General features: G+C 41.2%; 21 protein-coding genes and 1 pseudogene. 19 read left to right on the forward strand and 3 right to left on the reverse strand.

What is annotated here, in order from left to right; genetic code table 11:
• Positions 1 to 3 precede the first annotated feature (3 nt).
• The 6 genes and pseudogenes from ACVR1I_RS07725 (at position 4) to ACVR1I_RS07750 (ending at position 5978) form a co-directional block, all read left to right on the forward strand.
• A complete protein-coding gene (locus tag ACVR1I_RS07725; protein ID WP_447443445.1) occupies positions 4 to 1707 on the forward strand; it encodes an acetolactate synthase large subunit in 1704 nt (567 codons plus the stop codon).
• A complete protein-coding gene (gene ilvN, locus ACVR1I_RS07730; protein ID WP_447443446.1) occupies positions 1700 to 2176 on the forward strand; it encodes an acetolactate synthase small subunit in 477 nt (158 codons plus the stop codon). The genes ACVR1I_RS07725 and ilvN overlap by 8 nt, the downstream gene beginning before the upstream one ends.
• An 8-nt stretch (positions 2177 to 2184) precedes the next feature.
• Positions 2185 to 3228: pseudogene (gene ilvC / locus ACVR1I_RS07735) on the forward strand (ketol-acid reductoisomerase); the annotation flags it as partial.
• A 255-nt stretch (positions 3229 to 3483) separates the two neighbouring features.
• Positions 3484 to 4734 carry a threonine ammonia-lyase IlvA gene (gene ilvA, locus ACVR1I_RS07740; protein WP_447443447.1) on the forward strand — a complete coding sequence of 417 codons (1251 nt, stop codon included), beginning with the start codon at positions 3484 to 3486 and terminating at the stop codon, positions 4732 to 4734.
• Between the two features lie 27 nt (positions 4735 to 4761).
• Positions 4762 to 5649 carry an SPFH domain-containing protein gene (locus ACVR1I_RS07745; protein ID WP_447443448.1) on the forward strand — a complete coding sequence of 296 codons (888 nt, stop codon included), beginning with the start codon at positions 4762 to 4764 and terminating at the stop codon, positions 5647 to 5649.
• A 119-nt stretch (positions 5650 to 5768) separates the two neighbouring features.
• Positions 5769 to 5978, forward strand: a complete 210-nt coding sequence (locus tag ACVR1I_RS07750; protein WP_018166113.1) for a capsule biosynthesis transcriptional regulator — start codon at positions 5769 to 5771, stop codon at positions 5976 to 5978.
• Between the two features lie 363 nt (positions 5979 to 6341).
• Here ACVR1I_RS07750 and ACVR1I_RS07755 read toward each other — a convergent pair whose 3' ends face one another.
• Both ACVR1I_RS07755 and ACVR1I_RS07760 read right to left on the reverse strand, forming a co-directional pair.
• Entirely contained in the window at positions 6342 to 7082 is a 741-nt protein-coding gene (locus tag ACVR1I_RS07755; protein ID WP_447443449.1) for an amino acid ABC transporter ATP-binding protein, read from the reverse strand.
• Positions 7075 to 8646 (reverse strand): ABC transporter substrate-binding protein/permease, encoded by a 1572-nt coding sequence (locus tag ACVR1I_RS07760; protein WP_447443450.1) that lies wholly within the window; start codon positions 8644 to 8646, stop codon positions 7075 to 7077. Before ACVR1I_RS07760 ends, ACVR1I_RS07755 begins: the two co-directional genes overlap by 8 nt.
• Before the next feature lie 140 nt (positions 8647 to 8786).
• Here ACVR1I_RS07760 and ACVR1I_RS07765 point away from each other — a divergent pair, with 140 nt between their 5' ends.
• The 8 genes from ACVR1I_RS07765 to sufB all read left to right on the forward strand — a co-directional run bounded on the left by ACVR1I_RS07765 (position 8787) and on the right by sufB (position 16882).
• Positions 8787 to 9626, forward strand: coding sequence for an undecaprenyl-diphosphate phosphatase (locus ACVR1I_RS07765; RefSeq protein WP_447443451.1), 840 nt, complete (start codon positions 8787 to 8789; stop codon positions 9624 to 9626).
• Positions 9627 to 9707: 81 nt separating this feature from the next.
• A complete protein-coding gene (mecA, locus tag ACVR1I_RS07770) occupies positions 9708 to 10439 on the forward strand; it encodes an adaptor protein MecA (RefSeq protein ID WP_447443452.1) in 732 nt (243 codons plus the stop codon).
• Positions 10436 to 11599 (forward strand): glycosyltransferase family 4 protein, encoded by a 1164-nt coding sequence (locus tag ACVR1I_RS07775; RefSeq protein WP_447443453.1) that lies wholly within the window; start codon positions 10436 to 10438, stop codon positions 11597 to 11599. Before mecA ends, ACVR1I_RS07775 begins: the two co-directional genes overlap by 4 nt.
• A 74-nt stretch (positions 11600 to 11673) precedes the next feature.
• Positions 11674 to 12450, forward strand: a complete 777-nt coding sequence (gene sufC, locus ACVR1I_RS07780; RefSeq protein ID WP_447443454.1) for a Fe-S cluster assembly ATPase SufC — start codon at positions 11674 to 11676, stop codon at positions 12448 to 12450.
• 79 nt (positions 12451 to 12529) lie between these two features.
• Positions 12530 to 13798, forward strand: a complete 1269-nt coding sequence (gene sufD, locus ACVR1I_RS07785; RefSeq protein ID WP_447443455.1) for a Fe-S cluster assembly protein SufD — start codon at positions 12530 to 12532, stop codon at positions 13796 to 13798.
• 11 nt (positions 13799 to 13809) lie between these two features.
• On the forward strand, positions 13810 to 15027 hold the full coding sequence (locus ACVR1I_RS07790; protein ID WP_447443456.1) for a cysteine desulfurase: 1218 nt from the start codon (positions 13810 to 13812) through the stop codon (positions 15025 to 15027).
• Entirely contained in the window at positions 15014 to 15454 is a 441-nt protein-coding gene (gene sufU / locus ACVR1I_RS07795; protein ID WP_447443457.1) for a Fe-S cluster assembly sulfur transfer protein SufU, read from the forward strand. The genes ACVR1I_RS07790 and sufU overlap by 14 nt, the downstream gene beginning before the upstream one ends.
• A 15-nt stretch (positions 15455 to 15469) precedes the next feature.
• Complete coding sequence (gene sufB, locus ACVR1I_RS07800; protein WP_447443458.1) at positions 15470 to 16882, forward strand: Fe-S cluster assembly protein SufB; 1413 nt, start codon at positions 15470 to 15472, stop codon at positions 16880 to 16882.
• Between the two features lie 325 nt (positions 16883 to 17207).
• On the opposite strand, the gene pbp3 is transcribed toward sufB, so the two are convergent.
• A complete protein-coding gene (gene pbp3, locus ACVR1I_RS07805; RefSeq protein ID WP_447443459.1) occupies positions 17208 to 18458 on the reverse strand; it encodes a D-alanyl-D-alanine carboxypeptidase PBP3 in 1251 nt (416 codons plus the stop codon).
• 199 nt (positions 18459 to 18657) lie between these two features.
• Here pbp3 and ACVR1I_RS07810 point away from each other — a divergent pair, with 199 nt between their 5' ends.
• The 5 genes from ACVR1I_RS07810 (at position 18658) to ACVR1I_RS07830 (ending at position 25132) form a co-directional block, all read left to right on the forward strand.
• On the forward strand, positions 18658 to 20625 hold the full coding sequence (locus ACVR1I_RS07810) for a peptide ABC transporter substrate-binding protein (protein WP_447443460.1): 1968 nt from the start codon (positions 18658 to 18660) through the stop codon (positions 20623 to 20625).
• A gap of 74 nt (positions 20626 to 20699) precedes the next feature.
• Positions 20700 to 22202 carry an ABC transporter permease gene (locus ACVR1I_RS07815; RefSeq protein ID WP_447443461.1) on the forward strand — a complete coding sequence of 501 codons (1503 nt, stop codon included), beginning with the start codon at positions 20700 to 20702 and terminating at the stop codon, positions 22200 to 22202.
• On the forward strand, positions 22202 to 23128 hold the full coding sequence (oppC, locus tag ACVR1I_RS07820; RefSeq protein WP_447443462.1) for an oligopeptide ABC transporter permease OppC: 927 nt from the start codon (positions 22202 to 22204) through the stop codon (positions 23126 to 23128). The genes ACVR1I_RS07815 and oppC overlap by 1 nt, the downstream gene beginning before the upstream one ends.
• Before the next feature lie 9 nt (positions 23129 to 23137).
• A complete protein-coding gene (locus tag ACVR1I_RS07825; protein ID WP_447443463.1) occupies positions 23138 to 24202 on the forward strand; it encodes an ABC transporter ATP-binding protein in 1065 nt (354 codons plus the stop codon).
• 9 nt (positions 24203 to 24211) lie between these two features.
• Positions 24212 to 25132, forward strand: a complete 921-nt coding sequence (locus ACVR1I_RS07830; protein WP_447443464.1) for an ATP-binding cassette domain-containing protein — start codon at positions 24212 to 24214, stop codon at positions 25130 to 25132.
• Positions 25133 to 25268: the final 136 nt, after the last annotated feature.

Raw genomic sequence — 25268 nt, forward strand, 5'->3', positions numbered from 1 at the left:
CGATTGGAAAAAATAATGCTAGAAACGGCTCGTTCAGGTTCTTACTTGATTTTAGATACGCTTCATCAATTGGGAGTTGATACGATTTTTGGTTATCCAGGAGGAGCAGTTCTACCCTTGTATGACGCGATTTACCAGTATGATCAGATTCTCCATGTTTTAGCTCGTCATGAACAAGGAGCTGTGCATGAGGCAGAAGGTTATGCCAAGTCCACAGGGAAGCTAGGTGTCTCTATCGTCACCAGTGGACCAGGGGCAACCAATGCCATAACAGGAATTGCGGATGCGATGGGTGATAGTGTTCCAATGTTGGTGTTTACAGGTCAAGTAGCGACTCCAGGTATCGGAAAAGACGCATTTCAAGAGGCGGATATTATCGGGATCACGACTCCTATTACCAAATACAACTACCAGATTCGGGACACCTCGGACATTCCACGTATTATTACAGAAGCCGTACACATTGCAACGACTGGTCGACCAGGCCCTGTCGTGATTGATATTCCAAAAGATGTACAAGAACGGGTAGTGGATTTCTATCATGATACAACCATTCATCTGCCAAGTTACCAACCAACTGTTGAGCCAAACGGATTACAGGTTAAGAAGATTTTACAGTACTTACAGAAAGCCCAAAAACCAGTCTTACTAGCTGGAGGCGGTGTGAACTATGCAGATGCCCAGTCAGAATTGATTGCTTTTGCAGAACGGTATCAACTTCCAGTTGTGTCTACCTTGCTAGGACTAGGTGCTATGCCTATCAATCATGAATTGGCCTTGGGCATGGGTGGAATGCATGGCTCTTATGCGGCCAATATGGCCTTGACAGAGGCTGATTTTATCCTGAATATTGGTTCTCGATTTGATGATCGTTTAACCGGTAAGGTGGTAGGTTTTGCACCAAATGCAACGATTGCCCATGTGGATATTGATCCAGCTGAGATTGGAAAGGTCTTAGAGACAGCGATTCCAGTTGTTGGGGACGCCAAAAAGACATTAGAGGCCTTGCTAGCCCATGAATCAGTTGCGTTTCATTACCAAGATTGGACAAAGAGTGTCTTAGCAGACAAAGCTCGCGCACCGTTTTGGTACGACTATGATGAAGCAACAATCAAACCGCAGGAAGTTATCGAGGTCATTGGAGAGTTGACAAATGGCGATGCCATTATTGTAACGGACGTCGGGCAACACCAGATGTGGGCGGCACAGTTTTATCCATACAAACACAATCGCCAGTTGGTGACATCAGGTGGTATGGGCACCATGGGATTTGGGATTCCAGCAGCCATCGGAGCCAAGCTCGCTAATCCTGACAAGGAAGTTATTCTCTTTGTTGGAGACGGTGGTTTTCAGATGACCAACCAAGAGTTGGCGATTCTAAATGGTTACGGTATTCCGATCAAGGTCGTTTTGATCAACAACCATTCGCTAGGGATGGTGCGGCAATGGCAAGAATCCTTCTATGAAGAAAGACGAAGTCATTCTGTCTTTGACCTAGAGCCGAATTTCCAATTATTGGCAGCGGCTTATGGCGTGGATTACCATTATCTAGATCAACCGGTAAACCTGAAAGAGCAATTATCTGTAATTTTAGAAAATAGACCCAAGGTGATAGAGGTTTCTATTTCCAATAAAGAACACGTCCTTCCAATGGTACCAGCAGGAAAATCCAATCATGAAATGTTGGGGGTGAAGTTCAATGCGTAGAATGTTAACCGCAAAATTACGAAATGCCTCAGGTGTTTTAAATCGATTTACAGGTGTCTTGTCGAGACGCCAGGTCAATATTGAATCCATCTCTGTTGGGCCAACCGAAGTCGCTGATATATCACGGGTCACTGTGATTATAGATGTTGAAACACTCGCTGAAGTCGAACAAATTACGAAGCAGTTGAATCGTCAGGTTGATGTTGTTCGGGTGCGAGATATCACCGATATCCCTCATTTAGAGAGGGAAGTATTGCTGGTAAAAATCGCCTCGCCAGCTCATAAAAGAGCAGAAATCTTAGCGATTATCCAACCGTTTCGAGCCAGTGTAGTCGATGTTGCACCGCACTCCATTACCATTCAAATGACAGGCGATGCCAATAAAATAGAAGCGCTTCTTCGGGTTATCCAACCCTATGGCATTAAAAATTTAGCCCGAACAGGAGCGACCGGTTTTAGTCGCGACTAAGAAGAAATAAAAATAGAAAAGAGAAACAGATGACAGTTGAAATGCAATACGAAGCAGATGTAACAGTAGCAGCCCTTGATGGCAAACGCATTGCCGTGATTGGTTATGGTTCGCAAGGCCATGCTCATGCTCAAAACTTACGCGATACAGGCCATGATGTTATCATCGGTGTACGTCCAGGGAAGTCATTTGATAAGGCAAAAGAAGATGGATTTGATACGTTTGAAGTAGCAGAAGCTGCCAAACAAGCAGATGTTATCATGATTTTGGCACCAGATGAAATCCAAGCAGATTTGTACAATGACGAAATTGCCCCAAATTTGGAAGCAGGCAATGCACTTGGTTTTGCCCATGGTTTCAATGTTCACTTTGAATTTATCAAGGTACCAACAGATGTTGATGTCTTCATGTGCGCACCAAAAGGACCAGGTCACTTGGTTCGCCGTACCTTTGAAGAAGGATTTGGTGTTCCTGCACTTTATGCCGTTTACCAAGATGCGACAGGAAACGCCAAACACATTGCGATGGACTGGGCAAAAGGTGTTGGTTCAGCGCGTGTCGGTCTTTTGGAAACAACCTTTAAAGAAGAGACAGAAGAAGATTTGTTTGGAGAGCAAGCGGTGCTTTGCGGTGGATTGACTGCCCTCATGGAAGCTGGTTTTGAAGTCTTAACAGAAGCAGGCTACGCACCAGAATTGGCTTATTTTGAAGTCTTGCATGAAATGAAATTAATTGTGGACCTTGTTTATGAAGGTGGTTTCAAGAAAATGCGTCAATCCATTTCCAATACTGCTGAATACGGTGACTATGTATCTGGACCACGCGTGATCACAGATCAAGTCAAAGAAAATATGAAAGCTGTTTTGGCTGATATTCAGTCTGGTAAATTTGCCAATGACTTTGTAAATGATTACAAGGCAGGTCGTCCAAAAATGCAAGCCTACCGGGATGCAGCAGCGGACCTTGAAATTGAAAAAGTTGGTGCAGAACTTCGGAAAGCCATGCCATTTGTCGGTCGAAACGACGACGATTCCTTCAAGATTTATAACTAAAATAGTCTGGGGGACTATTTTAGCCTGAACCTAGAAACAAAAGAGTTCAGTAAGTCCGGTGGACTATTTTAGCCTGAACCCAGAAACGAAAGAGTTCAGTTACTCTGAAAGAAAAATAACGGCCCTATGGTCGAGATATAAAGATATAAATAGAAAGAAAACGGGGCTTCCCGTTTTTTCTAAATCCATCTTTGCAAATAGCTAACTACCTAAATATGGTATAATAAATAGAAAATACAGGAGAGGAGTTGAGAGATGCTAAAAGTACAAGATATTGAAAAAGCCTATGCCGTTTTACGGAATATTGTAGTCAAAACCTCTCTTCATTATGATCGCTACCTATCTGAAAAATACCAGGCGACCATTTATACCAAGCGGGAAAATGAGCAAAAAGTACGTTCCTTTAAAATCAGAGGAGCTTATTATGCCGTTTCGCAGTTATCGGATCAAGAAAAAGAAAGAGGCGTGGTATGTGCCTCAGCTGGAAATCATGCCCAAGGGGTTGCCTATACTTGTAATGAAATGAATATCCCAGCAACGATTTTTATGCCGATTACCACTCCCCAGCAAAAAATTGGGCAAGTTCGATTCTTTGGTGGTGATAATGTAGATATTCAATTGGTGGGGGATACCTTTGATGAGTCTGCTCGTGCAGCATTATCCTATACCAAAGAACAAAAGAAAACCTTTATCGATCCATTTGATGATGTACATGTCCAAGCAGGTCAGGGAACAGTTGCCTTGGAATTGTTGGAGCAAGCTCGAGAAGAAGGAATTGCTTTTGACCAAGTTTTAGTTCCTGTTGGTGGAGGAGGTTTGATTGCAGGAGTATCTGCCTATCTGAAAGAGCAAGCACCTGATACAAGGATAATTGGTGTAGAAGCCAGTGGCGCTCGTTCGATGAAAGCGGCTTTTGAAAAAGGCCGACCCGTCCGCTTGGAGCAGATTGACAAGTTTGCAGATGGGATTGCTGTTCAAAAAGTGGGGATAACGACCTACGAAGTTGCACGAAAATATGTCGACAAACTAGTTGGTGTAGATGAGGGCTGGATTTCAGAAACGATTTTGGATCTCTATTCCAAACAAGGGATTGTGGCGGAGCCTGCTGGAGCAGCTACTATTGCAGCTTTGGAAGTTGTCAAAGAGTCAATCAAAGGAAAAACGATTTGTTGCATTATTTCAGGGGGAAATAACGATATTAATCGTATGCCTGAAATGGAAGAGCGTGCCTTAATTTATGCGGGCGTGAAACACTATTTTGTGGTGAATTTCCCCCAAAGACCAGGTGCTTTAAGGGAATTTGTGAATGACATTTTGGGGGAACAAGATGATATTACCCGCTTTGAATACATCAAACGAGCCAATAAAGGAACAGGTCCAGTTCTGATCGGTATTGCACTTGGAAACAAGGAAGACTTTTCTCAGTTCATCTCTCGATTAGAAGAGTTTGATCCAAATTATATCAATTTGCACGAAAATGACTCGCTCTACCAAATGCTAGTATAAAATATAGATTTATCAAGGAGGTTTATCATGGGCTATATTATTTTTTTACTGATTTTATTGTTTGTTGTTGTTGCAATTATCGCCAGCACACTTTATGTTGTTCGCCAACAGACCATTGTCATTATTGAGCGATTTGGGAAATACCAGAAAACAGCTGGAAGTGGTATCCATGTACGTATGCCATTTGGTATTGATACTATTGCGGCCCGAATCCAATTACGGATGTTGCAAAGTGAGTTGATTGTTGAGACAAAAACCAATGACAACGTCTTTGTAACCTTAAATGTCGCGACTCAGTACCGTGTTAATGAGCAAAATGTCATGGATGCTTACTATAAATTGATGCGTCCAGAAGAACAAATCAAATCTTATATTGAAGATGCTCTTCGTTCATCTGTACCAAAATTAACATTAGACGAATTGTTTGAGAAAAAAGATGAGATTGCCCTTGAAGTACAAAAACAAGTGGCAGAAGAAATGTCAACTTACGGCTATATCATCGTCAAAACCTTGATTACAAAAGTAGAGCCAGATGCAGAAGTTAAGCAGTCCATGAACGAAATCAATGCGGCTCAACGCAAACGGGTCGCAGCTCAAGAATTGGCCAATGCAGATAAAATCAAGATTGTGACCGCTGCCGAAGCAGAAGCAGAAAAAGATCGCCTACACGGTGTCGGTATCGCACAACAGCGAAAGGCTATTGTGGATGGACTGGCGGACTCTATTGCAGAATTAAAAGAAGCCAATGTGGGCATGTCTGAAGAGCAAATTATGTCTATCCTACTGACAAACCAATATTTAGACACCCTAAATACCTTTGCTTCGAAAGGCAATCAGACAATCTTCTTACCCAATACGCCAAATGGTATTGATGATATTCGGACTCAAGTCTTATCTGCTTTGAAGGCAAAATAAAACAAAAGCACCACAAAATGTCCAATTTTTTTCAAAAATACAGATATAAATCTTGACTTCTTATGTAAACTATACTATAATTACTGACAGTAGGAAGTATAGACAGAAAGGGGTTTCTCATGACTAGCTATGAAAAAGTCGCTGCAGTAGTGGGATGGGTACGTGATAAAAAAATCACAGGGTACCGCATAAGCAAGGAGACGAATGCACGTGAGATGTCAGTGATTGCATTGGCACAAGGACGAGCAAAAATCGACAATATCTCATTTGCAACAGCATTGGGATTGATTGATTTTTATGATAAAAATCATAAAAAATATGAAGGTTAATTTCTCGTATTTGTATAAAATAGTACATAAAAAAGCAGCTCATTTTGAGTTGCTTTTTTCGTGTGGTGCAGATGAAGTGAGGAAACAAAAAAAGTAGCATGGAGAGATGAATGCTACTTTATCGGTCAACCTATAATAAAATTGAATAATGTGTCTGAAAAATAATTGCTTGAAATGCACCAAATCAATTGGTCAAATCCTATTATACGGTTTAACAGTAATTAGTTTATCACAAAATAATTAACTAGTAAAGTATTTTGTTGGCATTTTTATAATTTTTTTTAATACAGTTTCTTTTTAAAGAAATTTTATAAATTAAAAAGTTAATCCAGTTTTAAACTGAATTAACTTTTTGGTCTTTCCTTATTTCAAAAAGCGTTGCAAGAATTCCTTGGTCCGTTCTTGGGTTGGGTTTTCAAAGATTTGTTGGGGAGTGCCTTCTTCAGCGATAACACCCTTGTCCATGAAGATGACGCGGTCTGAGACATCACGAGCAAACTCCATTTCATGGGTCACGATGATCATGGTCAGTCCCGATTGGGCCAAGTCTTGCATGGTTTTTAACACTTCGCCGACCATTTCAGGGTCAAGGGCCGACGTCGGTTCGTCAAAGAGCATAGCTTCTGGGTTGACAGAAAGGGCTCTGGCGATGGCAACTCGTTGCTTCTGACCGCCGGAGAGTTGGCTAGGTTTGGCCTGCCAATACTGTTGACCGAGGCCGACTTTTTCTAAGTTTTCTTTGGCGATGGTTTCTGCCTCGGCACGGTCTCGCTTGAGGACGGTTGTCTGTGCAACGACAGTATTTTCAAGGACGTTGAGGTTGTTAAAGAGGTTGAAGGACTGGAAGACCATGCCCATTTTTTCTCGGTAGCGGGTCAAATCGTAGCTTTTTTCCAGGACATTTTCCCCGTGGAAAAGAATATCGCCAGATGTTGGTGTCTCCAAGAGGTTGATAGAGCGCAGGAAGGTGGATTTCCCTGATCCTGAGGAACCAATAATGGAGATGACTTCGCCCTTGTGGACAGTCATGGAGATGTCTTTTAAGACTTCGTTTTGCCCGAAGGATTTTTTCAAGTGCTTGATTTCTAAGATTGGATTAGACATGAGGCACCTCCTCGATTTGCATTTGGTTGGCACCCGTCGTGTAGGTATCGACATCCATGCGTTTTTCAACATAACGTAGGATACGGGTCACGGTAAAGGTGAGCACAAAGTAGATAATGGCAATGACACTAAAGGTCTGGAAGTACTGGTAGGTCTGTGTTGCTACCGTATTTCCTGAGAAATAGAGTTCAACGACAGAGATAACATTCAAGACAGAAGTATCCTTGATGTTGATGACAAATTCATTTCCTGTTGCCGGAAGGATATTGCGGATGACCTGTGGCAAGACAATCTTGCGCATGGTCTGGCCATGGGTGAATCCAAGAGCGGTTGCTGCTTCAAATTGGCCCTTGTCAACGGCGAAGATACCACCGCGAACAATTTCGCTCATATAGGCCCCTGTGTTGATGGAAACGATAAAGATTGCTGCTAGAGTACGGTCAATGTTGAGGCCAAATGCTTGGGCAGTTCCGTAGTAAATAACCATGGATTGGACAATCATCGGTGTACCACGAAAAACCTCAATGTAGACATTTAGTAACCAGCCCAAGAGGGTTTGACCCCAAGCAAGGAGTTTGTTGGCTGCTTTTGGAGCAGTCCGGAAGACACCGATTAAGAGCCCGATGCTGGTCCCGATAAGGGTACCAAGGATCGAGATCAAAAGGGTCATGCCTGTACCGCGGAGGAGCTGTTGCCAGTTTTTGGTAAAAATGCTCACCATCTGAGCAAGGAAGGATGGCGTCTCTTCGCTGTCGTCTGCTTCTAGTGGCTGTTTGGTAATCATGTCATCCATCAGAGCGACTTGCTCATCGGCTGTCATTTTGGTAATGGTTTCGTTGACCTGGACGATGCGGACATCATCCTTGCGCATGCCGACAGCGATAGCTGCATCTGACTCTGCGACTTCAAAGCCGTGGTCTAGCGTCAGCATTTTAAACTTGCTGTTGGCAGCTTCAGCAGTCATGGCTTCAGGGCGTTCGGAAATGTAAGCGTCGATAACACCTGCTAAGAGGGCTTGGCGCATTTGCGAAAAGTCTCCCATAGGGGTTTGCATATTGGCATCTGTCAGCTGGGTTAAGAGATTGACATGCCAGACCCCCTGCTGGGCAGTGACCTTGGCATTTGCGAAATCATCAATGGAAGTTGCTCCGGCATAATCACCGTCTGTCGAGACGACAAGGACAGGTTCGCTGGTGTAGTAGCTCTCTGAGAATGCGATTTCTAGTTTTCGCTCCTCGGTTGGGCTCATCCCCGCGACAATCATGTCGATTTTGCCAGAGGTTAAGGCTGGAATGAGGCCGGTCCAAGAGGTCTTGACCACCAAAAGCTCCTTGCCCATATCGGATGCGATTTTCTTAGCAATCTGGACATCATAACCGTTGGCGTATTGATTGGTGCCTTCGATGGGAACAGCTCCATTTGCGTCATCATCCTGTGTCCAGTTAAAGGGGGCGTAGGCAGCTTCCATCCCAACACGGAGATAATTCTCATCTGCCTGAACAATACTGGTCAAACTAAAAAAAGATGCTAGTAAAAATAGCAGAGTTAACCATACTTTTTTCATAAATTCTCCTTTTGAATTGTATGTAATATATTGTATATAAAATTCTGAAAAATTTCCATTTTCAGATATTAAAAACTGAATTTTTTTCTAAAATGAAGAGGATATGTGTTATAATGGTAGAAAAACTAGAGGAGAGTTTCATGTTTGTAGAGATTTTAAAAGCCATCTTATTTGGTATTGTTGAAGGGATCACAGAGTGGTTACCCATTTCCAGTACGGGGCATTTAATTCTGGTACAAGAATTTGTCCAATTCTCAACAGTTGGCGACGATTTTCTTTCCGTTTTTAATGTGGTGATACAGTTAGGGGCTATTTTGGCTGTCATGGTCTTGTATTTTGAGCGACTCAACCCTTTTAAATCTGGTAAAACAAAACGGGAAATTCAATTGACTTGGCAATTATGGGCCAAGGTAGTGATAGCAGCGTTACCCGCAGCGGTCTTGGGTTTGTTATTGGATGATTGGCTAGATGCCCACTTGCATCATTTTGTGCCGGTTGCTCTCATGTTGATTCTATATGGAGTTGCCTTTATCTATGTTGAAAAACGAAATAAAGATATTGCTCCCGAAGTGACAGATTTGGCACGTTTACCTTATAAAACCGCTTTTGTAATTGGACTCTTCCAAGTTCTGTCTCTTGTTCCTGGGACCAGTCGTTCAGGTGCCACCATTTTAGGAGGGATTTTGTCAGGCACTAGCCGGCAGGTAGCAACAGAATTCACCTTCTTTTTGGGAATCCCAATCATGTTTGGGGCGAGTTTAGTAAAAATCATCAAATTATTAGGAAAAGGTGTTGCTGTTACAGGTAGTCAGTGGTTATTGCTTATCATTTCGATGGTTGTGGCATTTGGTGTCTCGGTGATTGTCATTCGTTTCTTGACAGATTATGTGAAGAAACATGATTTTACCTTGTTTGGAAAATACCGTATTGGATTAGGGACCTTGTTATTGCTTTATTACCTTGTTACCTTAGTATTCTAGAAGCTGGCTTGTCCAGCTTTTCTTTTGTCAAAGAGCCTCTTTTCTTGTATAATAAAAGGACGTAAATAATGAGGTACACAAATGAAGATGAAACAAATCAGTGAATCAACACTGAAAATTACCATTAAAATGGAAGATTTAGAAGAAAGAGGTATGGAGTTAGCTGATTTCTTGATTCCACAAGAAAAAACAGAGGAATTTTTCTATACGGTTTTGGATGAGTTAGACCTTCCTATGAATTTCCGAGAAAGTGGCATGCTCAGTTTTCGAGTGACACCAAAACCGGATAAAATTGATATCTTTGTCACCAAGTCGGAGATAGATCAAGAGTTGGATTTTGAGGAATTGGCTAATTTTGCAGATATGGACGATATTGCGCACATGACGCCAGATGAGTTTTTGAAAACCTTAGAGAAAAATGTTCGTGAAAAGAGCCTTGCTGCCGGAGACGCAACAGCTGTGAAGCACTTGGAGAGTGTTGAAGATGCAGAAGCTGACGAAGAATTTGATGGTCATCAGCCATATATCTACTACATTTTAGATTTCCATGATTTGGCTCAAGCGGTGCGGTTTGCCCATACGGTGGATTTTGATGTGGACACATCGGAACTTTATAAGATGAACAATCGTTATTATATGACGGTTCTAATAAATGTCGAGAATCGCTCCAAACAATACCCGACTCATGTATTGTCTCGTATGTTAGAACACGCAGATGATGCAGAGATGAGCCGACCGGTTCTGCAAGAACATGGGCAATTGATGTTGCCGGTGGAGGCATTAGAAGAGCTTAGAAAGGTTCGCTTGGTATGATTCCTTTTGCTCTTCAGTACATTATGGTGGTAATCGGAACCGTAGTTGTTTCAGCTATTGCGACGCCTTTGGTTCGGTTCTTAGCTTTCCGTATTGGTGCAGTTGATAATCCAAATGCTAGACGCGTCAATAAGACCCCCATGCCTACCGCTGGTGGGCTAGCTGTTTTTATTGCTTTTGCGGTTGGAGTGGTTATTTTTTTACCTGGGATCGTAAAACACTTGGACTATGGCGGGACATATCTAGAATATGTTTTTCCTTTGATTGTATCGGCTGGAATTATTGTGCTAACCGGCTTGGTCGATGATATTAGAGAGTTAAAGCCACTACCAAAAATGACAGGAATGCTCCTTGCAGCAGCTATTATCTGGATTTTTACCGATTTTCGTTTCAATCATTTCAAGCTGCCGTTTGGTGGGCCGATGTTGTCATTTCCGGCATGGCTTTCCTTTTTCCTAACAGTCTTATGGATTGTGGCCATCACCAATGCTGTAAACTTAATTGATGGGTTAGATGGTTTGGTATCAGGGGTTTCCATTATTTCCTTGACAACCATGGGATTGGTATCCTATTTCTTTTTGCATGATAGTGATATTTTTTTGCCCTTAACGATTTTTGTTTTGGTTGCGGCTATTATGGGCTTTCTTCCCTATAATTACCATCCAGCGATTATTTACTTGGGGGATACCGGAGCACTCTTTATCGGCTTTATGATTGGCGTGCTATCTTTACAAGGTTTAAAAAATTCAACTGCAGTTGCTGTGGTTACTCCCATGATTATTTTGGGCGTTCCAATTACAGATACAGTTGTGGCCATCATCCGCCGCACTTTATCTGGACAAAAATTTTATGAGGCAGACCGGATGCACCTACATCACCGCTTGTTGTCTATGGGCTTGACACATCGGGGGACTGTCTTGGTGATTTATGCCATTTCTTTTATTTTTTCACTGACTTCCCTTCTTTTGAACATTTCCAGTCGCTTGGGCGGTGTGATGTTGATGATTGCCTTGGTTTTAGGCGTTCTGATTCTTAGTGAAATGATTGGGATTTTTGGAGAAAATCGTACTCCATTATTAAATACCCTTCGTTTTATTGGCAATAGTGATTACAGACAAAGTCAACTTGAAAAATGGAAGAAAAAGAAATCGAAGCACTAAACAAAGAAAGAGCGAAATCCGCTCTTTTTTGCTATAATTGAATATTAGAATAATACTAAATAAAGGAGATAGACATGTCAGTATTAGAAATCAAGGATCTTCATGTAGAGATTGAAGGAAAAGAGATTTTAAAAGGTGTGAATCTTGTCTTGAAAACAGGAGAAGTAGCAGCCATCATGGGGCCCAACGGAACAGGGAAATCCACCTTGTCAGCAGCCATCATGGGAAATCCAAACTATGAAGTGACAAAAGGTGAAGTGCTTTTTGACGGCGTCAATATTTTGGAGTTGGAAGTTGATGAACGTGCCCGTATGGGACTCTTTTTGGCCATGCAATACCCATCTGAAATTCCAGGGATTACCAATGCAGAATTCTTGCGTGCAGCCATGAATGCTGGAAAAGAAGACGATGAAAAAATCAACGTTCGTGATTTTATTACGAAACTAGATGAGAAAATGGCTCTCCTCAATATGAAGGAAGAAATGGCTGAACGTTACCTCAACGAAGGCTTTTCTGGTGGTGAGAAAAAACGCAATGAAATTCTTCAATTATTGATGATCGAACCAACATTTGCCATCTTAGACGAGATTGACTCTGGTCTGGATATTGACGCCTTGAAGGTTGTATCCAAAGGGGTCAATGAAATGCGTGGCGAAGGTTTTGGTGCCATGATTATTACCCATTACCAACGCCTTTTGAACTACATCACACCAGACGTGGTTCATGTCATGATGGAAGGACGTGTTGTCTTGTCAGGTGGTCCAGAATTGGCACAACGCCTTGAAAAAGAAGGATATGTGCAAATCGCTGCGGAGTTGGGCTTAGACTACACCGAGCAAGACGAAGACTAATGTTGTATAGTCTGCGCTAGCTTTTTAAGTCAGGCAGACAATCCTCGAGCTAAGATTGATTAAAGGAGAAAGACATTAGATGACCAAAGAACAACTACAAAACTACTCTCAAGCACATGCCGAGCCCCAATGGTTGGCTGACCGCCGCCAAGCGGCTTTTGATCTGATTGATCAATTGGCGCTCCCTGTGATTGAGCGTGTGAAATTTCACCGTTGGAATTTAGGAGATGGAACGATTGCTGAAAATGAAGCTCTAGGCCATGTTCCGGATTTCACGGCTCTAGGAGACAATCCAAAACTAGTACAAGTTGGTACGCAGACAGTTTTAGAACAATTGCCAGCAGAACTTGTGGAGCAAGGTGTGATCTTTACTGATTTTGCAAGTGCCATGGCAGTCATTCCAGAAGTGTTAGAAAACCATTTCGGAACTGCTTTGGCATACGATACTGACAAATTAGCAGCCTACAACACAGCCTACTTTAATGCAACAGCTGTCTTGTATGTACCAGACAATGTTGAAATAAAACAACCCATTGAAGGGCTTTACTACCAAGATTCAACCAGTGATGTCCCTTTTAACAAACGGGTTCTGATTGTTGCAGGAAAAAACAGTCAATTTACTTACTTAGAGCGCTTTGAAAGTCTAGGAGATGGAGAGGTTCCTGCCTCTGCCAATATTGCTGTTGAGGTTCTTGCCTTGGCAGGTAGCCAAATCAAGTTTTCGTCTATTGACCGTTTAGGGAAACACGTGACCGCCTTTATGAGCCGTCGTGGTCGTCTCTCAAATGATGCCAGCATTGACTGGGCCTTAGGCGTGATGAACGAAGGAAATATTGTAGCCGACTTTGACAGTGATCTGATTGGAAATGGTAGCCATGCCAACCTTAAAGTTGTGGCCCTCTCCAGCGGTCGACAAGTTCAAGGGATTGATAGCCGTGTGACCAACCATGGGCGAAATTCGATTGGCCATATCTTGCAACACGGAGTTATCCTGGAGCGTGGAACCTTAACCTTCAATGGAATTGGCCATATTCTTCGTGGCGCAAAAGGTGCAGACGCTCAACAAGAGAGCCGTGTCTTGATGTTATCAGATAAGGCGCGTTCAGATGCCAATCCCATTCTATTGATTGATGAAAATGAAGTCACTGCAGGACACGCAGCTTCCATCGGGCAAGTTGACCCTGAAGATATGTATTACCTCATGAGCCGTGGTTTGGACCAAGCGACGGCTGAACGCCTCGTTATCCGCGGCTTCCTCGGAACTGTCTTTGTCGAAATTCCAGTCAAAGAAGTCCGTGATGAGATGATCCAAGTGTTAGAAGACAAGTTAACAAAGAGAACAATGTAAAGGCAAGAAATATGGAGCAGCTGAGAAAAGACTTTCCCATACTCAATCAAATCGTCCACGATGAACCCCTAGTTTATTTGGACAATGCAGCCACAACCCAGAAGCCTCTCTCTGTTTTGGCTGCTTTGGAGCAGTATTATAAAGAAGACAATGCCAATGTCCATCGAGGTGTGCATACACTAGCCGAAAGAGCGACAGCTTCCTATGAGGCCGTTCGACAGCAAGTTGCAGACTTTATTGGTGCCCGCTCAACCAAAGAAGTCTTGTTCACACGAGGAACGACAACAGGACTGAATTGGGTGGCCAAGTTTGCCGAAGAAATCCTGCAGGAGGGAGATGAAGTCATCATTTCCATCATGGAACACCATTCCAATATCATTCCTTGGCAACAAGCCTGCCAAAAAACAGGGGCAACCCTTCACTATGTTCATCTAAAAGATGGAGAGTTGGATATGGTAGAGTTTCAGTCTCTCCTTTCTTCCAAAACGCGTTTCGTCTCAATCGCCCACGTCTCCAATGTCCTGGGTGTTGTCAATCCTGTTAAAAAAATGGCAGAGCTGGCCCATCAAGTTGGAGCCTATATAGTAGTAGACGGAGCACAGTCGACACCGCATATGGCGATTGATGTGCAGGACTTGGATGCTGACTTCTTTGCCTTTTCTGCTCACAAGATGCTGGGACCTACCGGGGTCGGTGTCTTGTATGGAAAAGAAGAACTCTTAGAACAGATGTCTCCTGTGGAATTCGGCGGGGAAATGATTGAATTTGTCCGTGAACAATCCGCTACCTGGAAAGAGTTGCCTTGGAAGTTTGAAGCGGGGACCCCCAATATAGCTGGGGTCATCGGTCTAGGTGCCGCTATTTCCTACTTAAAGGAAGTCGGCATGGACAAGATTGCCCAACACGAACAAGAGTTGGTGGAATATGTCTTTCCAAAATTACAGGCCATTCCGGGCTTGACCATTTATGGTAGTCAAGACTTGGCCAAACGGACAGGCGTTCTCTCCTTTAATCTAGACGATTTACACCCCCATGATGTAGCGACAGCCTTGGATTATGAGGGGGTAGCGGTTCGGGCAGGTCACCACTGTGCCCAGCCCTTGATTGCTTACTTGCAAACAACTGCAACTGCTAGAGCCAGCTTTTACCTCTACAATACCAAAGAAGATTGCGACAAATTGGTAGAGGCTCTCTTAAAAACAAAGGAGTTTTTCAATGGCACTTTCTAAATTAGATGCGCTCTATATGGCCGTTGTCTCTGATCATTCCAAGCACCCGCACAATCATGGCCAGTTGCCAGATGTGGAAGTGTTGGAAATGCACAATCCAACCTGTGGAGATGTGATTGAACTCTCGGTTCGTATTGAAAAAGATACTATTCAGGAAATCGCCTTTGCGGGAGCAGGTTGTACCATTTCCACCGCCTCTGCCTCCATGATGACGGATGCGGTCAAGGGGAAAACAGTTGATGATGCCCTGCTCTATGCGGAGATTTTTTCCCAAATGGTGCAAGGTCAAGAAGACGAACGGCAAAACCAGCTGGGAGACGCGTCCTTGTTAGCTGGTGTGACCAAATTCCCGCAACGGATTAAATGTGCTACCCTCTCCTGGAATGCGCTCAAAAAAGCCATTGCCAGACATCAAGAAGTAAAATAACAAGAAAGGACAAGCATGTCAGAAGAAATTGTAACACCAGAACCCATTGATTTGGGAGAATACCAATTTGGATTCCACGATGATGTGGAGCCTATTTATTCAACAGGAAAAGGCTTGAGCGAAGAGGTTATCCGTGAGCTCTCTGCTGCCAAGGGCGAGCCTGAATGGATGCTGGATTTCCGCTTGAAATCCTATGAAGCCTTTAACAAAATGCCCATGCAAACCTGGGGAGCTGATTTATCTGGATTGGATTTTGATGATATTATTTATTACCAAAAAGCCTCTGACAAACCAGCTAGAAGCTGGGATGATGTACCCGATAAAATCAAAGAAACCTTTGAACGTATCGGTATTCCAGAAGCCGAACGAGCGTATTTGGCCGGTGCTGCCGCTCAGTATGAATCGGAAGTTGTTTACCACAATATGAAAGAAGAGTACGATAAGCTCGGTATTATCTTTACCGATACCGATTCAGCTCTTCGTGAATACCCAGACCTCTTTAAAAAATATTTTGCCAAGTTAGTGCCACCAACCGATAACAAGTTGGCTGCTCTTAATGCAGCAGTATGGTCTGGTGGAACCTTTATCTACGTTCCAAAAGGGGTCAAATGTGAAATTCCGCTTCAAACCTATTTCCGTATCAACAATGAAGGAACTGGACAGTTTGAGAGAACCCTTATCATTGTAGACGAAGGCGCTAGTGTTCACTATGTAGAGGGCTGTACCGCCCCGACCTATTCAACAGCTAGTCTCCATGCGGCAGTTGTTGAGATTATCGCCCATGAAGGGGCTTATATGCGCTATACCACTATTCAAAACTGGTCAGATAACGTTTATAACTTGGTAACCAAGCGGGCACGTGCTGAAAAAAATGCAACGGTTGAATGGATCGATGGAAACCTAGGGGCCCACACAACCATGAAATACCCAGCAGTTTATCTCGAAGGAGAAGGGGCGCGTGGAACCATGTTGTCGATTGCTTTTGCCAATAAAGGACAGCACCAAGATACAGGTGCCAAGATGATCCATAATGCACCACATACTAGCTCATCTATCGTTTCCAAATCCATTGCCAAAAGTGGTGGTGAGGTTAACTACCGTGGACAGGTAACCTTTAATAAGAACTCCAAGAAATCCATCAGCCACATCGAATGTGACACTATTATCATGGATGATATTTCACGATCTGATACCATTCCGTTCAATGAAATCCACAACTCACAAGTGGCTTTGGAACACGAAGCCAAAGTTTCCAAGATTTCAGAAGAGCAACTCTACTACCTCATGAGCCGTGGTCTTTCCGAACAAGAAGCGACAGAAATGATCGTTATGGGATTTGTTGAACCATTTACCAAAGAACTCCCAATGGAATATGCCGTCGAACTCAACCGCCTCATCGCCTATGAAATGGAGGGTTCCGTCGGTTAATACAATTAGCAATCCAATCGTTATGATACGATTGGATGCAATTGTATTCCGACGGAAGTTGGAGATACAGAAAAACCACTAACAAGTGGTTTTTTTCTATTGTTTAGAATTTGAAGTCTAGCAATCCAATCGTTATGATACGATTGGATGCAATTGTATTCCGACGGAAGTTGGAAATACAGAAAACTCGCTGAAGGGCGAGTTTTTATCTTTCGTAAGGTAATTGCCTTATTCAACAGCTATAAATCTGTTGAGAGCTGTCATTCTACCAACTGAAGTTGGATATAAGAAAAGATCCTGCACAATGGATACAGGATCTTGTAGATTACAATTTCTCATTCACATAGCGTACAAAGTGATTCCACCAAGATACAGGCCAAACGGCCTCGTCTATTTGTTGTTGTGCCACCATCTCGATTTGAGGTTGTTGCTCGAGATAGCCTGAGGAAATTAGATTTTTATCTTCTACTTGCACAAGTCCAAGTGTTTGGTCTTTGTTAATAGGTGCGTCTACCTGTTCTGATTTTGCAACAAATTGAGCGGAAATAACATTTTCGTTTCCGTATTCAACAACTGCAGTCAAATCGTTTTTGGCTACTACTTTAGCAGAGTTTACTTGACCATTAAATAGAGGAACGGAAGATTTATGATAACTTTTGCCTTTTTCAACGATGGTAATCGGGTAAAATTGATTGATAGCATAATCCATTAGGGCATTTGTTGCTAGAAAACGATTGTCGGGATAGAGTTCGCCGTCGTTAGCATTTAGAACAACCGTAATAATGCGCATTTTTTTCCCTTTTAAAGTCGAGACTAATGACGCTCCTGATGAGTCTGTTGTTCCTGTCTTTAACCCGTCCACCCCAGGTCGGTAGTAGGTGCCACCTTTTAACATCTGGTTTGTGGAAAAATAAGTGTTTCCATGGAATGAGTAAGAAAATTGAGAGGTAATATCCAAAACTTGTGGATAATCCAATAGCAATCTTCTTGTGACAGTAGCGATTGCCTTTGCAGACATTTGATTTTCGTCCTCTATATCAGAACCGGGATAAATGTTTTCTTCTCCTATTAGAGAATTGTTCAACCCAGTTGCATTGACGATTTTTGCGTCTGTGATACCCCACTCATGCAGTTTCTCTTTCATTAAATCAACAAAAGCTGGTTCGCTTCCTGCAACTTTTTCAGCTAGGGCAATAGCGGCGCTGTTTGCGGAGGAAATTAAAGACGCTTCTAAAAGTTCTTTGACGCTATAATTTCTGGCATCCAAATTAACATTACTGACAAGAGAGGCAGTTAGAGCATAAGGATAATCACTGATTTCAACATTGGATTCGAGTGTCAGTTGTCCTTGCTCAACAGCCTCATAAACCAAATAAGCAGTCAGAAGTTTAGTAATGGAAGCTGTACTTGCATTTGTATCGGCTTCTTGAGCATATAAAATCTTTCCAGTTTCAACTTCGACTGCAATGGCATGCTTTGCAGGAACTGAAAATTCGTCCTTTTCTTCTGCAAAAAGCAGACGATTTCCAAAAAAGACTATCGCCAATAGACTAATGATTACTAAAAATTTTTTCATAATGTTCCTTCTTTGAAAAGATTCTTTCTATATTATAACATAAAAGAAAACAAAAGCTGAATTATGAAAATATCTGAAAATTCATAAAAGAGTAAAATTATTTTGACAATTTTAGGATTCGATGATATAATCAAACTTGTACTATTTAAGAATTGTTTAAGAAAATAATTCGCATCAACATAATAGAGGAGAACCTTTTATGCAAAAGAGAAAACTTGTAGCACTTGCAGGTGTAACCTTGCTCTCAGCTGCCTTTTTAGTAGCCTGTGGTGGCTCATCATCTAAAAAGTCAGAAACTTCGTCGACATACTCATATGTTTATACAGAAGATCCAGCTTCTTTGGACTATGTTCACTACAATCGTAATCAAGTGTCATCTATCACAACGAATGCTGTCGATGGTTTGTTGGAGTATGATAAATATGGGAACTTGATTCCATCACTTGCTGAAGACTGGAAAGTTTCAAAAGATGGTTTGACATACACCTACACATTGCGCGAAGGTGTGAAATGGTATACATCTGATGGCGAAGAATACGCAGATGTTACTGCAGAAGACTTTGTAACAGGTATCAAACATGCTGCAGACAGTGAGTCAGAAGGTCTTTATATTATTCAAGACTCTATTGCAGGCTTGGCAGATTATGTAGCTGGTAAATCAAAAGATTTCTCTACTGTTGGTGTAAAAGCCCTTGATGAACGTACGGTTCAATATACATTGGAACGTCCTGAAACTTATTGGAACTCTAAAGTAACAATGGCAACATTGATGCCGATTAATGCAGAGTTCTTGGCTTCAAAAGGTGAAGACTTCGGTAAAGTTTCTCCAGATGGAATTCTTTATAACGGTGCATACTTTATCAGTGCAATGACATCGAAATCATCTATTGAACTATCTAAAAATGAAAACTACTGGGATGCTGACAAGGTTAAAGTTGACAACATCAAGTTGACTTACTATGATGGACAAGATCCAGAATCCTTGATTAAAGGCTTCACAGACGGCAACTATTCAAATGCTCGTGTGTTCCCTAACTCTTCAACATACGCATCTGTTAAAAAACAATACAAAGACAATATCTATTACAGCATGCAAGATGCAACGACTTACTTCACCATCTTGAATGTAAATCGTACATCTTACAACCATACAGCTAAGACAACTGATGCAGAGAAAACTTCAGCAACAAAAGCTTTGCAAAATAAAGATTTCCGTCAAGCTCTAGGCTTTGCCTTTAACCGTGAAGATTATTTAGCACAATCGGTTGGTAAAGATGCAGCGAAAAATGCTTTGCGTAACATCTATGTTCCACCAACATTTGTAAGTGCAGGTGAAAAAACATTTGGTGACTTAGTTGAAGAAAAATTAGTTTCTTACGGTGATGAATGGTCAAATGTTGATTTATCAGATGCTCAAGATGGTTTGTATAATGTAGACAAAGCAAAAGCTGAGTTTGCAAAAGCAAAAGAAGCATTGGCAGCTGAAGGAGTAACCTTCCCAATTCGTTTGGATATGCCAGTAAACAAATCAAGTGACGTTGGTGTCCAACAAGCATCATCGATGAAACAATCAATCGAAGCTGCTCTTGGAACAGAAAACGTTGTGATTGATATTCTTCAATTAGATAAAGAAGTTTTCACAAGTGTTTACTATATTGATTCAGCTGACCAAGCGGATTACGATATTTCATACGCAGGTTGGGGACCAGATTATCTTGACCCATCAACTTACCTTGATACAATTGAAACGAATGCTGGTGCATACGCTGTGAAATATGGTATTAATAAAGACAAAGACGATGCTATTATTAAATCTGTAGGTCTTGACCAATACAATGCGCTTCTTGCTGAAGCAGCTGCTGAGACCACTGATGTTGCAAAACGTTATGAAAAATATGCAGCAGCACAGGCTTGGTTGACAGATAGCGGATTAGCACTTCCACAACAATCACTTGGTGGAACTCCTAACGTTTCAAAAGTTGTTCCTACTTCAGGTGCATTCTCATGGGTCGGTATCAAAGGTGGCGACATGTACAAAGGAATGGAAGTTGGTACTGAAATCAACACTGCAGACTCTATCTACAAAAACCGTGAAAAATGGTTAGAAGAAAAAGCTAAATCTAATGCCAAAGCAGAAGAAGAACTTGCTAAGCATGTAGAAGAATAAAGAACTTTTCCAAGAGAACTTTCTCTACTGTATTTTAGAGAAAGTTCTTTTGAGATTGAGAGGAAAAAACGAGAATGAAGAAATATATTTTCACCCGTATCCTGCGATCATTACTCTCTCTTTTCTTGGTTACAACATTGATATATACAATTATCTATACAATGGTTCCAAGAAAGAAGATTTTTGAAAATGATCCAGTATACACGAAAATGACCAAGACGCCGGATAAGAAAGCCGACTATATCAACACGGTTTATAAGCGCATGGGATACATTGATTATATGAACAGCAAAACCTTATTAACGAAGGCTGAGCAAGTTGATAGTAGTGTAACAGTAAAGGGCACAAAAGAAAACGAAAAAATCTACAAAAAATACCTTTCTGAATTAGGCGGGGATTGGAAGTTGCATCAATTTGAAGATAGCAAACAATTTTATGCAACAAGAGAAATCCCTATCATCCAACGTGTTTTTGATTTTTATGGCAACATGATCCAAGTAGATCATAAAAATAAGATTCAAGACAAAAATAATCCTGATTTAGAACGCTATATCCGTATTGAAAATGATCCTGCTATTGGCTGGTCAGTAGTTGGTTCAGGGACAAAGCATAAATACCTTCTTTATGTAAATGGTCAATTTCCATTTGTTCACCAAAATTTCCTCACGCTTGATCTAGGTATATCTTATCCAACTTATGCAGACATTCCAGTTTTAGAGGTATTGACAAAAGGCCAAGGGAAAGCTTTGGTAGAAGATGTTACCTTCCCTACTGGTGCGACTAAAAAATCATCTGTTGATATCTATAGTCGGACCTATAAATCACCAAGTAAAGCAGATCAAAAGGATATTGCGAACTTCGGTGAAGGAGATGCCTATACTGCAACAAAAAGCCGCTATCAAGATCCATCTATGCTTGCAAATTCTTCTATCATCGGTATTATTGGTGTCGCAATCTCATACGCCTTAGCGTTGCCACTTGGTATTGCTATGTCTCGCTATAAGGGTAAACTATTTGATACTGTAATGACTGGTAGTCTTAGTTTCCTAATGGCTTTACCAAGCATTGCATTTGTCTATATTTTCAGACTATTATTTGGGAAAATGTTTAGTCTTCCAGACACGTTCCCAGTATTAGGGGCTCAGGATCCTCGTTCTTACATCCTTCCGGCAGTACTGTTGGGCTTGTTAGGGACGCCTGGGCTAGCTGTTTGGGTTCGTCGTTACTTTATCGACTTACAAACGAGCGACTTTGTTCGTTTTGCACGTGCTAAAGGTATGTCTGAAGCGGAGATTTCAAAACGACATATTTTCCGTAATGCTATGGTTCCATTTGTAGTATCGATTCCAGGTTCAATCTTAGGGGTCATTGTTGGAGCGACATTTACAGAATCTGTCTTTGCATTTCCTGGTATGGGTAAGATGTTAATTGATTCTATTAATGCCTCAAATAACTCAATGGTCGTTGCCCTAAGCTTTATTTTTGCTGCAATGTCAATCTTTGCACTCTTATTGGGTGATCTCTTAATGACAATTGTAGATCCACGGATTAAATTGGATGTGAAAGGAGGGAAATAATGTCTAGTATTGATAAAAATAAGTTTCAGTTTGTGAAGCGTGATGATTTTGCCTCCGAGGTAATTGACGCACCAGCTTATTCTTACTGGAAATCTGTTATGCGGCAATTTCTTAGAAAACGTTCGACGATTATTATGTTATTCATATTGATGGTAATCGTTGCGATGAGTTTTATTTATCCGATATTTTCAAATTATGATTTTAACGATGTAAGTAAAATTAACGACTTTAGCGTTCGTTATCTCTGGCCGAATGGTGAATACTGGTTCGGTACAGATGCCAATGGACAATCTCTTTTTGATGGGGTGTGGTACGGCGCTAGAAATTCAATTTTGATTTCCTTGATTGCAACGGCTATCAATTTAACAATCGGCATTATTGTCGGCGGAATTTGGGGAGTTTCTAAGTCTTTTGATAAGATTATGATGGAAGTTTATAACGTTATTTCTAATATTCCATACTTGTTAGTCATTATTGTTATGACCTATGCCCTAGGTTCTGGTTTCTGGAATCTAATCCTTGCTTTCTGTATTACCGGTTGGATTGGAGTAGCTTTCTCAATCCGTGTTCAAATCATGCGTTACCGTGACTTGGAATACAATTTAGCGAGTCGTACATTGGGAACTCCAATGACAAAATTAGTTGTTCGTAATCTCTTGCCACAATTGGTTTCTGTTATTGTAACTCAAGCTTCGCAGAGTTTACCAGCATACATTTCGTCTGAGGCCTTCTTATCTTATTTCGGGATTGGTTTGCCGGTGACAACACCAAGCTTGGGACGTTTGATTGCAAAGTACTCACAGAATGTAACTACAAATGCTTATCTTTTCTGGATTCCTTTGACAGCTTTGGTTCTTGTTTCATTATCGCTTTTTGTTGTTGGTCAAAATTTATCTGACGCAAGTGATCCACGTACCCACAGATAAGGAGTAAATATGACAAAAGAAAAAAATGTAATATTATCTGCTAGAGATGTGGTTGTGGAATTTGATGTTCGTGACCGTGTTTTAACGGCGATTCGCGGAGTTTCCTTGGATTTTGTTGAAGGGGAAGTTCTGGCAATTGTTGGAGAATCAGGATCAGGGAAATCTGTTTTAACTAAGACGTTCACAGGAATGTTAGAAGAAAACGGTCGGATTGCTTCTGGCTCAATCAAATACAGAGGACAAGAGCTGACTGATTTAAAGGAAAATAAGGATTGGGAGAAAATCCGCGGCGCAAAAATTGCAACTATTTTCCAAGACCCGATGACAAGTTTAAACCCTTTGGTGACTATCGGAAATCAAATATCTGAAGTTATTGTCAAACATCAAGGCATTTCGAAATCGGAAGCTAAAAAATTAGCTATTGACTATATGAATAAAGTAGGTATTCCAGATGCTAAAAAGCGTTTCAACGAATATCCTTTCCAATATTCTGGAGGAATGCGTCAACGGATTGTAATAGCGATTGCTCTGGCTTGCCGACCGGATGTTCTAATTTGTGATGAGCCGACAACAGCATTAGATGTAACTATTCAAGCTCAAATTCTTGATTTATTAAAGAATTTACAAAAAGAATACCATTTTACGACAATTTTCATTACACATGATTTAGGTGTAGTAGCAAGTATTGCTGATAAAGTTGCTGTAATGTACGCTGGTGAAGTAGTAGAATATGGAACAGCAGAAGATATCTTCTATGACCCACGTCATCCATATACATGGAGCTTATTATCGAGTCTTCCCCAGTTGGCAGATGCAAGTGGGCAACTGTTCTCTATTCCAGGAACGCCACCTTCGTTATACACTCCAGTAGTAGGTGATGCGTTTGCGCCACGTTCTGAATTCGCAATGCAAATTGACTTTGAAGCGCACCCGCCAGTGTTCAATGTATCGAGTACTCACTGGGCAAAAACATGGTTGCTTCATCCAGAAGCACCAAAAGCAGAAAAGCCCGAAGTTATTCAAGATTTGCATGAAAAAATCAAAGCTAAAATGTCGGTAGAAGAAATTAAATAGGAGGAAGAAATGACTGAAAAATTAGTTGAAATAAAAGATTTAGAAATTTCTTTCGGTGAAGGCAAGAAAAAATTCGTTGCCGTTAAAAATGCTAATTTCTTTATTAACAAAGGAGAAACATTCTCTTTAGTCGGAGAATCAGGTTCAGGTAAAACAACTATCGGACGTGCAATCATTGGGTTAAATGATACTAGTGGTGGAGATATTCTCTATCAAGGTGAAAAAATCAACAAAAAACTCTCTGGTCAAAAACAAAAAGAACTGATCCGAAAGATTCAAATGATTTTTCAAGACCCAGCTGCAAGTTTGAATGAACGTGCAACCGTTGATTATATTATTTCTGAAGGACTTCATAATTTTAAGTTATATGAAAATGAAGAGGATCGTAAAAATAAAGTAAAACAAATCATTAATGAAGTTGGTTTGTTAGCAGAACACTTGACTCGTTATCCACATGAATTTTCAGGTGGTCAACGCCAACGAATTGGTATTGCTCGAGCATTAGTTATGCAACCCGAATTAGTAATTGCAGACGAACCAATTTCAGCATTGGATGTTTCTGTTCGAGCGCAAGTCTTGAATTTATTGAAGCAATTCCAAGAAGAACTTGGGTTGACATACTTGTTTATTGCTCATGACTTATCGGTTGTACGATTTGTTTCTGATCGAATTGCGGTAATCCACAAGGGAATTATTGTTGAGGTTGCTGAAACAGAAGAATTGTTTACCAATCCAATTCACCCATATACTCGCTCACTGCTTTCTGCGGTACCGATTCCTGATCCAATTTTGGAACGCCAAAAAGAATTAGTAGTGTATGACCCGGATATGCACGATTATAGTACAGATACGCCCTCAATGCATGAGGTACGCCCAGGTCATTTTGTATGGTGTAATAGTTCTGAATTAGCAGTGTATAAAACAGAATAGAACAAGAAACCCAAAGCTTTTGCTTTGGGTTTTTTAAATCATAGATGTCAAAAATGTCCTGTAAGAAATTTTTTAAAGGTACTATACTTTATTTATTCAAGAAAGGAGTATAGGGATGGAATTTTTAGATGTTTAT

This window comes from Streptococcus cameli (assembly GCF_053207365.1).

Coding starts and splice junctions, on each gene's coding strand:
- ilvN (WP_447443446.1), top strand. CDS start 1,700: ATGCGTAGAATGTTAACCGCAAAATTACGAAATGCCTCAGGTGTTTTA.
- ilvA (WP_447443447.1), top strand. CDS start 3,484: ATGCTAAAAGTACAAGATATTGAAAAAGCCTATGCCGTTTTACGGAAT.
- ACVR1I_RS07745 (WP_447443448.1), top strand. CDS start 4,762: ATGGGCTATATTATTTTTTTACTGATTTTATTGTTTGTTGTTGTTGCA.
- ACVR1I_RS07750 (WP_018166113.1), top strand. CDS start 5,769: ATGACTAGCTATGAAAAAGTCGCTGCAGTAGTGGGATGGGTACGTGAT.
- ACVR1I_RS07755 (WP_447443449.1), bottom strand. CDS start 7,082: ATGTCTAATCCAATCTTAGAAATCAAGCACTTGAAAAAATCCTTCGGG.
- ACVR1I_RS07760 (WP_447443450.1), bottom strand. CDS start 8,646: ATGAAAAAAGTATGGTTAACTCTGCTATTTTTACTAGCATCTTTTTTT.
- ACVR1I_RS07765 (WP_447443451.1), top strand. CDS start 8,787: ATGTTTGTAGAGATTTTAAAAGCCATCTTATTTGGTATTGTTGAAGGG.
- mecA (WP_447443452.1), top strand. CDS start 9,708: ATGAAGATGAAACAAATCAGTGAATCAACACTGAAAATTACCATTAAA.
- ACVR1I_RS07775 (WP_447443453.1), top strand. CDS start 10,436: ATGATTCCTTTTGCTCTTCAGTACATTATGGTGGTAATCGGAACCGTA.
- sufC (WP_447443454.1), top strand. CDS start 11,674: ATGTCAGTATTAGAAATCAAGGATCTTCATGTAGAGATTGAAGGAAAA.
- sufD (WP_447443455.1), top strand. CDS start 12,530: ATGACCAAAGAACAACTACAAAACTACTCTCAAGCACATGCCGAGCCC.
- ACVR1I_RS07790 (WP_447443456.1), top strand. CDS start 13,810: ATGGAGCAGCTGAGAAAAGACTTTCCCATACTCAATCAAATCGTCCAC.
- sufU (WP_447443457.1), top strand. CDS start 15,014: ATGGCACTTTCTAAATTAGATGCGCTCTATATGGCCGTTGTCTCTGAT.
- sufB (WP_447443458.1), top strand. CDS start 15,470: ATGTCAGAAGAAATTGTAACACCAGAACCCATTGATTTGGGAGAATAC.
- pbp3 (WP_447443459.1), bottom strand. CDS start 18,458: ATGAAAAAATTTTTAGTAATCATTAGTCTATTGGCGATAGTCTTTTTT.
- ACVR1I_RS07810 (WP_447443460.1), top strand. CDS start 18,658: ATGCAAAAGAGAAAACTTGTAGCACTTGCAGGTGTAACCTTGCTCTCA.
- ACVR1I_RS07815 (WP_447443461.1), top strand. CDS start 20,700: ATGAAGAAATATATTTTCACCCGTATCCTGCGATCATTACTCTCTCTT.
- oppC (WP_447443462.1), top strand. CDS start 22,202: ATGTCTAGTATTGATAAAAATAAGTTTCAGTTTGTGAAGCGTGATGAT.
- ACVR1I_RS07825 (WP_447443463.1), top strand. CDS start 23,138: ATGACAAAAGAAAAAAATGTAATATTATCTGCTAGAGATGTGGTTGTG.
- ACVR1I_RS07830 (WP_447443464.1), top strand. CDS start 24,212: ATGACTGAAAAATTAGTTGAAATAAAAGATTTAGAAATTTCTTTCGGT.